Source organism: Streptomyces sp. NBC_01410, assembly GCF_045040195.1.
In the GTDB taxonomy this organism is placed as follows: domain Bacteria; phylum Actinomycetota; class Actinomycetes; order Streptomycetales; family Streptomycetaceae; genus Streptomyces.
Genome location: NZ_CP109530.1, coordinates 2,519,850 through 2,534,068 on the forward strand (window position 1 = coordinate 2,519,850; position 14,219 = coordinate 2,534,068).

Annotated in this window: 8 protein-coding genes; 2 read left to right on the plus strand and 6 right to left on the minus strand. The window is 70.8% G+C overall.

Going from position 1 to position 14,219, the window contains the following annotated elements:
* The first annotated feature begins 156 nt into the window (after positions 1 to 156).
* The gene (locus OG741_RS11620) at positions 157 to 891 is read left to right on the plus strand and encodes a TetR/AcrR family transcriptional regulator (RefSeq protein ID WP_405596759.1); all 735 of its coding nucleotides are present in this window, start codon (positions 157 to 159) and stop codon (positions 889 to 891) included.
* On the opposite strand, the gene OG741_RS11625 is transcribed toward OG741_RS11620, so the two are convergent.
* A complete protein-coding gene (locus tag OG741_RS11625; RefSeq protein WP_405596760.1) occupies positions 876 to 1,226 on the minus strand; it encodes a 5-carboxymethyl-2-hydroxymuconate Delta-isomerase in 351 nt (116 codons plus the stop codon). The genes OG741_RS11620 and OG741_RS11625 overlap by 16 nt on opposite strands.
* 90 nt (positions 1,227 to 1,316) lie before the next feature.
* Here OG741_RS11625 and OG741_RS11630 point away from each other — a divergent pair, with 90 nt between their 5' ends.
* A complete protein-coding gene (locus tag OG741_RS11630) occupies positions 1,317 to 1,826 on the plus strand; it encodes a GNAT family N-acetyltransferase (protein WP_405596761.1) in 510 nt (169 codons plus the stop codon).
* Between the two features lie 49 nt (positions 1,827 to 1,875).
* Here OG741_RS11630 and OG741_RS11635 read toward each other — a convergent pair whose 3' ends face one another.
* The 5 genes from OG741_RS11635 to OG741_RS11655 form a co-directional block, all read right to left on the minus strand.
* Complete coding sequence (locus OG741_RS11635; RefSeq protein WP_405596762.1) at positions 1,876 to 3,465, minus strand: SpoIIE family protein phosphatase; 1,590 nt, start codon at positions 3,463 to 3,465, stop codon at positions 1,876 to 1,878.
* A 24-nt stretch (positions 3,466 to 3,489) separates the two neighbouring features.
* The gene (pulA, locus tag OG741_RS11640; protein WP_405596764.1) at positions 3,490 to 8,811 is read right to left on the minus strand and encodes a pullulanase-type alpha-1,6-glucosidase; all 5,322 of its coding nucleotides are present in this window, start codon (positions 8,809 to 8,811) and stop codon (positions 3,490 to 3,492) included.
* Between the two features lie 241 nt (positions 8,812 to 9,052).
* Entirely contained in the window at positions 9,053 to 10,738 is a 1,686-nt protein-coding gene (locus tag OG741_RS11645) for a carbohydrate-binding module family 20 domain-containing protein (RefSeq protein WP_405596766.1), read from the minus strand.
* Between the two features lie 703 nt (positions 10,739 to 11,441).
* Complete coding sequence (locus OG741_RS11650; protein ID WP_405596767.1) at positions 11,442 to 12,527, minus strand: LacI family DNA-binding transcriptional regulator; 1,086 nt, start codon at positions 12,525 to 12,527, stop codon at positions 11,442 to 11,444.
* A complete protein-coding gene (locus tag OG741_RS11655; protein ID WP_405596769.1) occupies positions 12,512 to 14,179 on the minus strand; it encodes a glycoside hydrolase family 13 protein in 1,668 nt (555 codons plus the stop codon). The genes OG741_RS11650 and OG741_RS11655 overlap by 16 nt, the downstream gene beginning before the upstream one ends.
* Between the last annotated feature and the right edge of the window lie 40 nt (positions 14,180 to 14,219).

Consider the following 14,219-nt stretch of genomic DNA (forward strand, 5'->3'; position numbering starts at 1 on the left):
CCGCGCCCGGGCCGCGGGGGCGCCCCACCCCCCGCGCCCCTCAACTTGGGGCGGGCGGGCGGGGAAGACCCCCGGCCCACCGTTCGCGCTTCCGGGCTGGCGGCCGGTGCCAGACCTCTAGAACAGGTGCGCGGCCGCCGTGGGTAGGCTGTGCGCATGACGACCGGGGTACGCCGCAGGATGGGCGTCGACGAGCGCAGGCAGCAGCTGATCGGCGTGGCTCTCGAGCTGTTCAGCCACCGCTCCCCCGACGACGTGTCGATCGACGAGATAGCCGCGGCGGCCGGTATCTCGCGGCCTCTCGTCTACCACTACTTCCCGGGTAAGCAGAGCCTGTACGAGGCCGCGCTGCGCCGCGCCGCCGACGAGCTTGCCGGGCGTTTCCACGAGCCGCCGGAGGGGCCGCTGGGGGCGCGGCTGCTGCGGGTCATGGGCCGGTTCTTCGACTTCGTGGACGAGCACGGGGCCGGGTTCTCCGCGCTGATGCGGGGCGGTCCCGCGGTCGGCTGTTCGACGACGAACGCGATGATCGACGAGGTCAGGCAGGCGGCGTACGAGCAGATCCTGGCGCATCTGGGGATCGGCGAGCCGCCCGCGCGGCTTCAGTTGGTCGTACGGTCCTGGGTGTCGCTCGCCGAGTCGACGGCGCTGATCTGGCTGGACGGGCGGAGGATCCCGCGCGCCGAGCTGGAGTTGCAGCTGGTGCATGACTTCGCGGCGCTGTGCGCGGTGAGCGCGGCCTACGACGAGGAGATGGCGGGGATCCTCCTGCGCGTCCTGCGCGACGAGCCGACCGATGGGCCTTTCGGCGATCTGGTCGGCCGGCTCGTGTCGCTGGCGCCCTCGCTGGCGCCCTCGCTGGACCGGGTGCCGACTCAGCGCTTGCGGTAGGACGGCTCCAGGTCGCGCACTTCGGCGGTGGTGACGGGCGCGATGCCCTCCGCGGGATCGAGATGACCGGCGAGGAGTTCGAGGACGGCCTCCGACAACTGGGCCTTCAGCTCGGGGCTGCGGCCCGGCAGCACGGCGATCCCGATGTGGACGAGCGAGTCCGCGGGCGTGCCCCCGGCGACGACCGTCTCGTCGACGCGGCGGAAGCGGGTCTTGCAGGCGGAGAGCTGGGTGTCGATCGTCTCGACGATCAGCGGGTGCAGGGCGAGCGCGAATCTGCGGCGGTCGAATGCGGACTCGAGGCTGTCGGAGTAGTCGACGGTGATCTGCGGCATCGGGCGCTCCAGCACGGGTGGTCAGTGGGACCGGGCGGTTGCGGGACCCACCCTTTCGCGGGTCTCCACGATCCCGTCAATAATGCGGGAGTGAAGATCACTTGTCGGCTCGCCGCCCATTCCGATACGGAAACCCTTGTCGCGCTCTTCGACGGGGCCGCGCGCTGGATGCAGCTCAACGGTATCGCGCAGTGGAAGCCCGGCGACAAGGACGCCGACCATTTCCGGCACTGGATCAAGGAGGGGGAGGTCTGGATCGCGGAGAGAGAGGACGGCGACGCCATCGGGGCGTACGAACTGTGGTGGGAGGACCAGCCCGCCTGGGGGATCCAGCCTCCGGTGGCGGGGTATGTGCACCGCCTGATGATCGACCGGGACACGGCACCGGAGGGCTTCGGCCGACTGCTGCTGGCGCACGCGGAGCAGCGCATCGCCGACTCGGGGCGGGAGTTCGTACGGCTGGACTGTCTGTCGAGCAATCCGGCGCTGCGGAAGTACTACGAGGCGGCGGGCTACCGGGTCGCCGGCGAGGAGCCGCGCAAGGTGGCCGAGGACGGCAGCCGTTACGCGGTGGTCCTGCTGGAGAAACAGGTCAACTGAACCCCCGTCGGCTCAAGCCCCTCGGCTCAAGCCCCTCAGCGGACGTCCCTCAGCCGCAGCCGGTCAGCTCGAGCGCCAGCAGAGCGACGTCGTCCTCGCCCGTGCCGAAGCAGTCCAGCAGGGTGTCGCAGAGCGGGGAGACACCCGGTGGCGCGTGGGCCGCGGCATTGCGGAGGCATTCGAGCGAGACCGTGAGGTCCGTACCGCGGGTCTCGATCAGGCCGTCCGTGACCAGCAACAGCCGCTCTCCCCCGACCAGTCGGGCGTCGGTCGGCGGGGGCCGGTCCAGGCCGAGGCCGAGCAGCGGGCCCGCGGTCTGGACGTAGGTCGCCGTGGCTCCGGCGGAGACGATCAGCGGGGGGATGTGGCCCGCGTTCGCGATCTTGATGCGGCCGCCGCGGGGGTCCATCAGGGCGAGGCAGACCGTGGCCGTGGAATCCGGGTGGTAGCGCTGGAGCATCCGGTCCAGGCGGTGCAGCAGCACGGCCGGGTCGCTCTCGTCGGTGGCGTACGCGCGCAGGGCGTGCCGCAGTTCGACCATCACGGTCGCCGCGTCCAGGGAGTGGCCGACGACATCGCCGACGCCGACGAGGACGCCGTGCGGCGTCGGCAGGGTCACATAGAAGTCGCCGCCGATCTCGGCCTGGGTGGAGGCGGGGACGTACCGTACGGCAATCTCGGCGCCGGGGATCTCGGGCAGCCGCTGCGGCAGGAAGCTGTGCTGGAGGGTGAGGGCGAGATGCCGTTCCTCCGCGGATGTACGCAGTGATTCGGCGGCCAGGGCCGTGGCCCGGGCGAGCTGGGTGAGCAGCAGCGCGGCCTCCGGATCGGCCCTGCGGTAGCCGGGGGTGGCCAGGCAGACCGGCGGCTGGTCCTCGCTGCTGCGGGCGAGCAGGAGCCGGGCGTCGGTGGCGAGGCCGCGCCGGAAGAAGCCGGCCGGCCACAGCGGTTCGGGTGCGACCAGGCTCTGGACGCCGGTGCGTCCGGACATGGCGCGCTGGAGCAGTCGCGCCACGGCCGTGCGCGTGCTCTCGTCGGGGCGGGGGCCGCGCTCGCCCGCGCGCCCCACGTACAGTTCGCCGCCGGAGCCGAGGACGAGAGCGACCGCCGGACCGCCGACGAGCCGCGCGGTCCCGGCGGTGGCCGCGTCGGCCAGCTCCTGCGGGCTGCGTGCGGTGTGCACCTCCATGGTCGCGGCGGCCAGCTGCGTCATCCGCTCGGCCTGGGCCTCGGCGTCGTGGCGGGAGCGGGCCCCGCGCAGGGCGGCGCGCATGACGGCCTGGATCTCCTCCGGCTCGACGGGGACCGTCAGATACGCCTCGGCCCCGGCGTCCAGGCCGCGGGTGCGGTCCTGCGGGGTGAGGGCGGTGGCGGAGAAGTGCACCACCGGCATGGTCGCGACGACGGGGAGCTGCTTGATGCGGCGGCACAGTTCGAATCCGTTCATGTCGGGCAGTCCGACGTCCACCAGCGCGGCGTCCGGCAACGCACCGGCCTTGAGCCTCGTGTCGAGCTCGACCAGTGCGTCGCCGGCGCTTGCGGTGGGGATCACGAGATGCCCCGCCCTGCGAAGGACCGCGCCCATGGCGTAACGGTTGGCATCGGTGTCGTCCACCACCAGCACGGTGGTGCCGTCCATCCGGTCACCGTATCGCCGCGGGCCTCACTTCCGTTCGAAGACGGCGACAGTACGCCCTGGAACGGCGAAGGTTCCCGAACTCCCTTCGAACGAGGCCTTCTTGACGGTAGGGTCCGCCCCCGCCGTCTGGACGGGGTGCAGGCCGTACGAACGGCCGGCGAGGTCTTCGGCCCGCTGGGTCTGCGTGTCCGGTGTCGCGTTGAAGACGACCACCAGGTCACCAAGGGCCATGGTGATCACGCCGGGGGTCTCGTCCCTGCCCGAGAGCGGGAAGGAGACAGTGGACTGCACCTCGCCCGCGGACGCCAGGCTGAAGGCCTTCTCGGTGGCGCGGATGGTGAGCAGGTCCCGGTAGGCGGCCGACGCGCCGTCGATCCGGTCGCAGCCCACTGTGAGCGAGGGCGCCGTCAACAGCGACTTGGCGAAGGGCCATTTGGACTTGTTGTCGGCCTGCGGAGGCAGTCCGCGCCCGAAGCCGTTGCCGTCCTTGCAGTCCCAGTGGATCGCGTTGAACCAGTCGCCGCTGTCGTACGAATTGCGGTCCAGCGACTTGGAGCGCAGCAGGTCCGACCCGGCCTGGGAGAGCGCGGGCCCCTGCGAGAGCGCCGCGGTCGCCATCGCGAGGACCTGCATCCGTGCCCGGTCGGCCGGTGAGGTGGCCCGGGGGAGCTTGAAGGCGAGCGCGTCGTAGAGGGATTCGTTGTCGTGGGCGTCCGCGTAGGCGAGGGCGTCGCCGGGGGCGGCCGCGTATCCGGCGGGGGCGCCGTTGTAGTCGACCTCGGAGCCCTTGACGGTGCGGCCGGAGCTGTCGGTGAAGGTGTACGCGGCGAGATTGCCCGTGAGGCCGACCTTGATCAGGTCCTGGTAGTGCAGCAGGCGGGCCTTCTGCTCGGCGGGAGTGCCGTTCGCCGCGGACGCGTTGGGGTCGGTGTACAGGCCGGAGGCGAAGCCCTGGATTCCTGGGTCCTCGTCGAAGGGGCCGCCGCCGCGGACCGCGTCACGGGCCCGGTCGGAGAAGGTCGCGATCCCTGTTCCGGCCATGTTCTTCTGGGTCGCCTGGACGAAGCGGGCGTCGTCGGCGATCTCTCCGAAGTTCCAGCCCTCGCCGTAGAGAATGATCTTCTTGCCGTCCACGCCGTCACGCTCGACGGTGAGCGCGTCGAGTGCCTTGCGGACCGCGAGGATGTTGGCCTTCGGGTGGTGTCCCATCAGGTCGAAGCGGAAGCCGTCGACCTTGTACTCCTTGGCCCAGGTGACGACCGAGTCGACGACGAGCTTGCCCATCATGGCGTTCTCGGGCGCGGTGTTGGCGCAGCAGGTGGAGGTGGCGACGGTGCCGTCGGCGAGGAGGCGCTGGTAGTAGCCGGGCACGATCCTGTCGAGTACGGACTTGTCTGCCTGGCCGCTCGCCACCGTGTGGTTGTAGACGACGTCCATGACCGTGCGCAGGCCGCCCTCGTTGAGGGACTGGACCATCTGCCGGAACTCGACCGTGCGCCGGGTTCCTTCGGGGTCGGAGGCGTAGGAGCCTTCGGGGACGGTGTAGTGCAGCGGGTCGTAGCCCCAGTTGTACGCGTCCTTCGCGGCAGCCTTGGCGATGCAGGCCTGCTGCTCCTCGGAGTCGGGCGCGTACACCTTCAGGTCGCAGTCGGGGACGGTCTGGCCGGACTTCTTCTCGGGGATGGTGCCGATGTCGAAGGCGGGCAGCAGGTGCACGTAGGACGTCCCGGACGCGGCGAGCGCGCGCAGATGCTTCGTCCCGGCCGAATCGCGGTCGGTGAAGGCGAGGTACTGGCCCGGGTGCCTGGAGGTGCGGTCCGCGACCGAGAAGTCGCGGATGTGCAGCTCCTGGATCTGCGCGTCGCGCAGCGGCACCGCGGTCGGCTTCTTCAGAGCCGCCCAGCCCTTGGGGGCGAGACGCGGATCGGCGAGGTCGACGACCAGGCTGCGGGCCGAGTCGGTGGTCAGGGCGGTGGAGTACGGGTCGGTGACCTTGTTGGTGACGACCTTCTGGACGCTGGGCGCCCAGACCTTGACGACATAGCGATACGGCTTGCCCGCCCAGCTCTTCGGACCGCTGACGGACCAGACGCCGCTGGTGCCGTTCCGCCGCATCGCGACCTTCGTGCCGCCGAGTTCGAGGGAGACGGACTGAGCGGTGGGGGCCCACAGGGACAGGGTGGGGCGGCCGCGGTCGAAGACCGGACCGAGCTTCGCGCCGGTCGCGTCGTACAGGTCGTCGAGAACTCCCGGGATCTGTACGCCCGTCGCGCCGAGCAGCGCGCCGTTCGCGGCGCGCTGGGTGGCGATCAGCTGGCCGCGCAGGGCATCGCGCACCCGGTCGCGGTCGCGCGGGTCGACGCTGAAGGCCGGATACGCTGCGAGATGCGGGTGCCTGGCCTTCTGCGCGTCGGTCAGGGCGGCGGCGTTCAGCCGCAGCCAGCGGCCCTCGTCGCTGAGCGCCCCGTCGACGACGGAGATGCCGCCGTTCGGCGCGTACACCAGCTGCTGGCTGGTCGCGTCGGTGGCCTTCACCTTCCAGACGACCGTGTCCCGGTCGATCCACTGGGCCTCGGCCTTCGCCAGGTCCAGCGAGGGGGCGCCGCCGGTCTGCGGCAGCAGGTACTTCGGCTGCCCGGCCAGCAGCCAGACCTCGTTCGTATACGTCGCGAGGTCCAGGGACTGGTCGTTCGGCAGGTCCTTCTGGTCGCCCTTGTGGACGATATAGCTGAGCGAGGTCGCGCCCGCGGCGAGCGGCACCTCGAAGGTCACTCCGTACGCGTCCTTCTTCACCGGCTGGAGCGGCCTGGACCAGTCGGTCGGATCCTTCGCGCCGGTCCAGGTGTGCAGACCCCAGCCGTCGTAGTCTCCCCCAGAGCCTTCGGCCTGGGAGGTACCCCCATCGGGCCGGTGGTAGTGCAGGACGGCCTTGGTCTTGTCCTGCGGAGGGTAGGCGCCGTCGGGCGCGGTGGCGGACTGGCCGTCCTTGCCCTGCGCGATCCAGACCTGGCCGGTGCGGGCGAGGTCGATCGTGCGCTGCGGGCCGTCGGCCGAGCCGTTCTTCTCGACGGTGTACGTCAGGGCCGAGGCGCCTTCGGCGAGCTTGACCCAGGCGAACGCGCCGTACGCGTCCCGCCCGGTGTACGCGGCCTGCTGCTCGCCGGCCTTCAGCTGCCAGCCGTCGTAGTCGCCGTCGGGGCGCTGGTAGTGGACGACCGCGAAGTCGCGCTCGACGGCCACCGGCTTCTCGGGCGGCGGGGCCTGCCCGGCGGTCGTCTGCGCCGGGGCACTCGCTGTGCGTCCCGCGCTGTCGACCACAACTGCCTTGTAGCGCAGGGGGGTTCCGGCCGCCACCGTGGCGTCGATGTGCTGGGTGACCTTGTACGGGGCGTGGTCGGCGGAGCCGAGGGTGCGCCAAGGGCCGTTGCCGGTCTGGGCGGCGAAGACGACACGGTCGAGCTGCCCGCCGCCGGTCTGTGCGCTGATCTCGACGGTGCCGGTGGCTCCGGCGGGCGGGGCCTTGAGGGTGAGGGTGGGCTTGGCGGCGGGCTGAGCCAGGGGCTTTGCGGCCTTCAGTACCAGCGACGACAGCGCGGGGACGGCGAGGGTGATCTTCCCGTCGGTGGCGTGCACCGCGCCCGAACCGCCGTACAGGGTGACAAAGTCGGCCGCGTCTGCCGGGACGGTCACGGTCGTGGGCACGGCCTGGTTGTTGGCGGCGACGATGTACTCGGTGCGCGTCCTGGCATCCGTACGGGAGAAGGCGTACACCGAGTCCTTGGCGTACCGCTCCTTCTGGACGCCGTCGCGCAGCGCCGGGTGCTCCTTGGTGAGCTTCGACAGCGCGGCGATCGAGCGGTAGAGCGGGTGCCCGGTGTCGTACGCGTCCGACGCGTGCGTACGGTCCGTGCCCAGCTGGTCGTCGTCCAGATAGTCGGGGGTCTTGGAGGCGAACAGGCTCTGGCGGGCGTCCTTGTCGCCGCCCGCGCCGGTGAAGCCCTGCTCGTCGCCGTAGTAGACGACCGGGTTGCCGCGGTTCAGGAACATCAGTTCATTCGCCAGGCGCGCGCGCTTCAGCAGCTCGGCGTCGTCGGCCTGCGGATGGTCCTGCCTGAGGAAGGTGCCGATCCGGCCCATGTCGTGGTTGCCGAGGAAGGTCACCTGCTCATAGGCGTTGGCCTTGCCGCTGGTGTAGCGGTAGTCGTCGGCGAAGACCTTCCCGAGACGCTCGGCGGGCGCACCCTGCGAGGCGAAGGCGCGGGCCGCGTCCTGGAAGGGGAAGTCGAGGGTGGCGTCGAGCCGGCCGCGCGTGACGTACGGCGAGGTGATCGCCGTGTCCGCGGAGAAGACCTCGCCGAACATGAAGAAGTCGTCACGGCCGTGCCTGGCGGCGTACGCGTCGAGCGCGGTGGCCCACTGGGTCCAGAAGTCCATGTCGACGTGCTTGACGGTGTCGATGCGGAAGCCGTCGATGTCGAAGTCGCGGACCCACTTCTCGTAGATCTGCTCCATGCCCTTCACGACCTCGGGACGCTCGGTCCACAGATCGTCGAGGCCGGAGAAGTCGCCGTACTCGGAGCTCTCGCCCGCGAAGGTCGAATCGCCCCGGTTGTGGTACATCGTGGGGTCGTTGAGCCAGGCGGGAACCTTCTGACCACTGGCCTTGGGGGTGTACGGGAAGGAGTCGGCGTCGACCTTGCCGATCGCCGTGCGGTCGTCGAAGGGGCGGCCGTCCTTGTCGAGGTAGGGATAGGCGCCCTTGGGGCGGTAGCCGTACTTCTTCTCCGCGTAGTCGACGGTGTCGGCGGTGTGGTTCGTGATGACGTCGAAGAAGACCTTCATGCCCTTGCCGTGGGCCTTGTCGATCAGCTTCTCGAGATCGGCGTTGGTGCCGAAGTGGGGGTCGACCTGGGTGAAGTCGGTGATCCAGTACCCGTGGTACCCGGCCGACGCGTCCTTGCCGGTGCCCTGGACGGGCCGGTTCTTGAAGATCGGCGCGAGCCAGATGGCGGTGGTGCCGAGGCCCTTGATGTAGTCGAGCTTCCCAGTCAGCCCTTTGAGGTCGCCGCCCTGGTAGAAGCCCTTGTCGGCGGGGTCGTAACCGGTCTCCGGGCGCGAACCGGTCAGCCCGCCGCGGTCGTTGGACGTGTCGCCGTTGGCGAACCGGTCGGGCAGGACGAAGTAGAACTGCTCCCGGGTCAGATCGTGCCGGGCGGGCTGCGCGGCGAGCGCGGCGTCGGAGGGTGGGGCTGGGGGTCTGGGGGCGGAGGCGGCGGGGCCGGCGGATATGAGCGCGGCGAGAATCGCGAGGGCGGTTCCGGCGGCGGTGCGGCGGATGGTGGTCACCGGTTTGGGTCTCCTTGGGCGGGGCGGGGGTGTTGGGGGGCGGGCGTGCGGGGTGCGGGTGCGGGGCGCCTGCGGCGGGCCTTGTCCCCTACCCGCCCCTTCCCGAACCGGGGCTCCGCCCCAGACCCCGAACGCGCTTCGCGCGTGTCCTCAAACGCCGGACGGGCTGAATATTCAGCCCCGCCGGCGATTGAGGCGCGGGGGGTCCGGGGGCAGCGCCCCCGGGGCAGGCGGCGCAGCGTTACGTGCGGAACGTGTCCGACAAGGTCACCGAACCTCTCACCGGCACCGTCGCCGACCGGTTCGCGCCCGTCTCCCACGTCACCGCCCCCGCCGCGTCCTTGCGGATGTACTTGTACTCGAACGCCGTCCCCGCGGGCAGCGCGACGTCCAGCTTCCAGACCGGATAGCTCGCCGGGTCCAGCTTCAGTGCGCCGGCCGGGTTCCAGTTGCCGAGCGCTGCCTGGTTGCCGGTGACGTAGATGTTCTGTCCGGTCACCGTCGTCGCGTTGACGTTGAAGGACGCGCCGGACGCCGAACTCGACCCGCAGTTACGGGCGTTGACATGCAGCGCCAGCGCCGTGTTCGAGCCGAGCGTCGCCGTGAACTGGCCGGAGCCGTTCACCGTCACACCCCTGCCGGACTGCACGTCGCAGTAGTCGCCGGCGGGCAGCGAGGTCTGGAAGGTCCGGGTCAGCGGGGACCCCTCGTGGTTGATGGCGACGTACGCCTTCGTGCCGCGCCCGAAGGCGATCTGGTCCGCGCCGTTGTCCCACCAGTTCGTCACGGCCTGACCGCTCGCGGTGTTCCGGAAGGCGACCATGGAGGTGATCTCCCGCCAGGCGTGCTGGCACTTCCAGCCGTCGCTGTAACAGGCGTTCACCGCGCCGCCGCCCGGCGGGCCCGCTTCCTTGTCGGACCACTCGTAGCCGGAGTGGACGTCCGGGGAGCCGTAGGGCCAGGCCAGCATGAAGACGTTCGCGAGCGTGTAGTTGGCGCCGTCCTTGTAGTTGAGGGTGTCGCCGCCGCGCTCGGTGTCGTGGTTGTCGACGAAGACCGCCGACTTCCCCGACTCCATGTAGCCCCAGCCCTCGCCGTAGTTCTTCAGGTAGGCGAGGTTCTCGTTGTTGAAGACCTGCTTGAGGCCCCGGGCGTAACGGAACTCCTGGACGTCGCCGTTGCCGAGGTACTCGCTCGGCGAGACCGCCTCGCCCGCTCCGTAGATCGCCTCCTGCTTCCAGTACACGCCGGGGTTGCTGAGCCGGGACTTGATGTTGGCGAGGTCGGCGGCGGGCATGTGCTTGGCGGCGTCGACACGGAAGCCGTCGACGCCGAGCGTGAGCAGATCGTTCAGATAGGCGGCGATGCGTCCGCGTACGTAGTCCTCGCCGGTGTCCAGGTCGGCTAGCTGGACGAGCTCACAGTTCTGGACGTTGGCGCGGTCCTGGTAGTTGGTGATCGTCGACCGGCAGTCGTCCATGTCGGCGCCGGAGTAGACGCCGGGGTAGGAGTACTTCTCGTAATTCGAGCCGCCCGTGCCGGTGCCGGACGCGGATGCCATGTGGTTGATGACGCTGTCGACGACGACCTTGACGCCCGCCGCGTGACAGGTGTTCACCATGCCGCTGAACGCGGCGCGGTCGCCGAGGCGGCCCGCGATCCTGTAGCTGACGGGCTGGTACGAGGTCCACCACTGCGGGCCCTGGATGTGCTCCTGGGGCGGGGAGACCTGGACGAATCCATAGCCCGCGGGTCCGAGCTGGTCGGTGCACGCCTTGGCGACCGAGGCGAAGTTCCACTCGAACAGGACGGCGGTCACGTCCTTGTCGCCGGGCGGCGTCGCCCGGGCGGCTCCGGGTGGCGCGATCACTGCGACCGCCGTGCCCGCCACCAGGGCGAGCGCGGCAGCCAGAGGTCTGCTGGCCATGTGTCCTCCTGCACAGCACTGTGCATACGTGGGGGAATGCGGGTGACGGTGAGCCTTGCCCGGCAACGCGCCATGCCCGTAAGGCCTTTGTGGTGCTGATGATTCTTGCTGCAAGAACGCAGAAAGTTATTGCGGTCGCGACCGTACGATTCCCGCGGGCCGAGGTCAACCCTTTGGACATGCTGGCGTAGCACCGCGGAAATCTTGCCGTTCCTCACTGCAAGACCTTTCGCAAGGTTTGCAGTGGTGTTACGTTCAACCTTGACTCCGGGCCGGTCGGCCGGGGGCCCGGCAGCCCCGGGCCCCACGCGCCCGGCCGGCCGGTCCGGTCCCGGCGGATCGGGGCGCCTGCGGCGGGCTTGTTCCCCACCCCGCCCCTTCCCGAACTGGGGCAAGCCCCAGACCCCGCGCGCCGGCTTCGCGGCGCGGATGGGGGCTTCGCCCCTTGGACCCCCGTATGCGACCTTCGGCCGCATGTCCTCAATCGCCGGACGGGCTGAATTTCCGCCGGTCGGCCTGTTCTTCAGGCCGACCGGCGGGAAATTTCAGCCCCGCCGGCGTTTGAGGCGTGGCCCTGGGCGCGAAATTCAGCCCCGCCGGTGTTTGAGGCGCGGGGGTCCGGGGGCGGAGCCCCCGCACGGGGTCCGGGGGCTTGCCCCCAGTTACGGGAAGGGGCGGGGTGGGGAACAAGCCCCGCCAGAACCTACCGCCGCGCCTGCGCCGTCGAGCCCCGTACCACGAGCTCCGGCTGGAAGACATATTCCGTGCTCTGTACGGGACTTCCCTGGATCTCCTCAAGCAGCGCACCCACCGCCGCCGCGGCCATCGCCTTCACCGGCTGGCGTACCGTCGTCAGCGGCGGATCGGTGAAGGCCACCAGCTGCGAGTCGTCGAAGCCGACGACCGAGAGGTCGTACGGCACGTCCAGGCCCCGCTCCCGGGCCGCCCGGACCACGCCGAGGGCCATCATGTCGCTGCCGCAGACGATCGCGGTGCAGCCCTTGTCCAGCAGCGCTCCGGCCGCCTGATGGCCGCCCTCGACACTGAACAGCGAGCGCTGGACCAGCTGTTCGGCCGCCGCGGCGGTGTAGCCGTGGATGCCGACGAGGGCGTCCGTGAACCCCTCGGCCTTGCGGCTGGCCGGCACATAGCGCAGCGGGCCGATCGCGAGACCGATCCGCTCGTGCCCCAGCTCGGCCAGATGGTGTACGGCCATCCGCATCGCCGCCCGGTCGTCGCAGGAGACGCAGGGCGCGCTGATGTGCTCGCTGTAGCCGTTGATGAGGACGAACGGCACGCCCCGGCCGACGAGTTCTGCGTACCGCGAGTGGTCGGCCGAGGTGTCGGAGTGCACCCCGGACAGGAACACGATGCCGTTGACACCGCTCTGCTGGAGCTGTTCGACCAGTTCGTCCTCGGTCGCGCCGCCCGGCAGCTGGGTGCACAGGACCGGCGTGTAGCCGTGCCCGGCCAGGACCTGTTCGACGGCCTGGGCGAAGGCGGGGAAGATCGGGTTGGTGAGCTCGGGGGTCAGCAGCCCGACGAGGCCCGCGCTGCGCTGCCGCAGCCGTACGGGCCTCTCGTAGCCGAGCACGTCGAGCGCCGCGAGCACCCGCTGGCGGGTACCGCTCGCGACGCCCGACTTGCCGTTCATGACCCGGCTGGCCGTCGCCTCGCTGACCGAGGCCTGGGCCGCGATGTCCGCGAGCCGCGGGGTGGCGCCGGTCTGGACGGCACCGCCCCGCGACGACTCGCCCCGCGCGGGGGGAATGGTCACTCCGTCCACCACACAGTGCTGTCCGCGGGCAGTTCGACATTGCCGCCGGCCGGCTCGACGGCGGTGTTGGCCAGCAGGACGCGGCCGGGGGCGGGGATCCGTACGGCCGCGCCCGTGGTGTTCACGGTGCAGACGAAGCCGCCCGGGCGCCGCAGGGCGAGCACGCCCTCGGGGGCGTCCAGCCACTCGACCGCGTCGCCCGCGCCGAGCGCGGGGTGCTCCCGGCGCAGCGCAAGCGCGCTGCGGTACAGCTCCAGGGTCGAGCCCGGAACCCCGGTCTGCGCCTCGACGCTGAGCGCGGCCCAGCTGTCCGGCTGGGGCAGCCAGCTGCCGCCCGTGCCGAAGCCGTACGAGGAGCCCTCGGCGGTCCAGGGGATCGGCACCCGGCAGCCGTCGCGGAAGCCGTCCTGGCCCTCGGTGCGGCCGAAGGCCGGGTCCTGGCGTACCTCGTCGGGCAGATCGGTGACGTCGGGGAGGCCGAGCTCCTCGCCCTGGTAGAGGTACGCGGAGCCGGGCAGCGCCAGCATCAGCAGGGTGGCGGCGCGGGCCCGGCGCAGGCCGAGTTCACGGTCGCCGGGCTCGCGGATCTGGGTGCCGGCGGGCGGGTTCGCGAAGCGGGTGGCGTGCCGGGTCACGTCGTGGTTGGAGAGCACCCAGGTGGCCGGGGCGCCGACGGGCCGCATGGCGCCCAGCGACACGTCGATGACCGCGCGCAGTTCGGCCGCGTCCCAATGGGTGCCCAGGTACTGGAAGTTGAAGGCCTGGTGCAGCTCGTCGGGGCGGACGTAGTTGGCGGTGCGCTCGACGGTCGGGGTCCAGGCCTCGGCCACCGCGATCCGGTCGCCCGGGTACTCGTCCAGGATCGTGCGCCAGGCGCGGTAGATCTCGTGGACACCGTCCTGGTCGAAGAACGGCATGACATCGCTGCCCAGCAGCTTGAGCTGGTCGCCGGAGCCAATGTCGGGCAGACCCGCCGCCTTGACCAGGCCGTGGGCGACGTCGATGCGGAAGCCGTCGACGCCCATGTCGAGCCAGAACCGCAGGATCGAGCGGAACTCGTCGGCGACGGCCGGGTGTTCCCAGTTGAAGTCGGGCTGCTCGGGCGCGAAGAGGTGCAGGTACCAGTCGCCGGGGGTCCCGTCCGGGTTCTGGGTACGGGTCCACGCGGAGCCGCCGAAGATGGACTCCCAGTCGTTGGGCGGCAGTTCACCAGCGGCGCCCTTGCCGGGACGGAAGTGGTAGCGCTCGCGCAGCGGCGATTCCGGGCCCTCGCGCAGTGCGCGCTTGAACCATTCGTGCGCGTCGGAGGAGTGGTTGGGCACCAGGTCGACGATGATGCGCAGCCCGAGGTCGTGGGCGTCGCGGATCAGCGCGTCGGCGTCCAGCAGCGTGCCGAACATCGGGTCGATGGCGCGGTAGTCGGCCACGTCGTACCCGGCGTCGGCCTGCGGGGAGGCGTAGAAGGGGCTGAGCCAGACGGCGTCGACACCGAGTTCCTTCAGATACGGCAGCCGGCTGCGGATGCCTGGAAGGTCGCCCATGCCGTCGCCGTTCCCGTCGGCGAAGCTGCGGGGGTACACCTGGTAGATGACGGCGCTTCTCCACCAGTCCGCCGAAGCGGTCCGGTCGGTGGTGCGATGGGCGTCAGCCAGGTAGTGGGTCATTCTCGATCCCTTGGAGGCTCGGAGGCTCGGTGCAGCGGTT

What these genes read in the sequence shown, in the direction of transcription:
- OG741_RS11620 (WP_405596759.1), top strand. Translation starts at nt 157, where the DNA reads ATGACGACCGGGGTACGCCGCAGGATGGGCGTCGACGAGCGCAGGCAG.
- OG741_RS11625 (WP_405596760.1), bottom strand. Translation starts at nt 1,226, where the DNA reads ATGCCGCAGATCACCGTCGACTACTCCGACAGCCTCGAGTCCGCATTC.
- OG741_RS11635 (WP_405596762.1), bottom strand. Translation starts at nt 3,465, where the DNA reads ATGGACGGCACCACCGTGCTGGTGGTGGACGACACCGATGCCAACCGT.
- OG741_RS11645 (WP_405596766.1), bottom strand. Translation starts at nt 10,738, where the DNA reads ATGGCCAGCAGACCTCTGGCTGCCGCGCTCGCCCTGGTGGCGGGCACG.
- OG741_RS11655 (WP_405596769.1), bottom strand. Translation starts at nt 14,179, where the DNA reads ATGACCCACTACCTGGCTGACGCCCATCGCACCACCGACCGGACCGCT.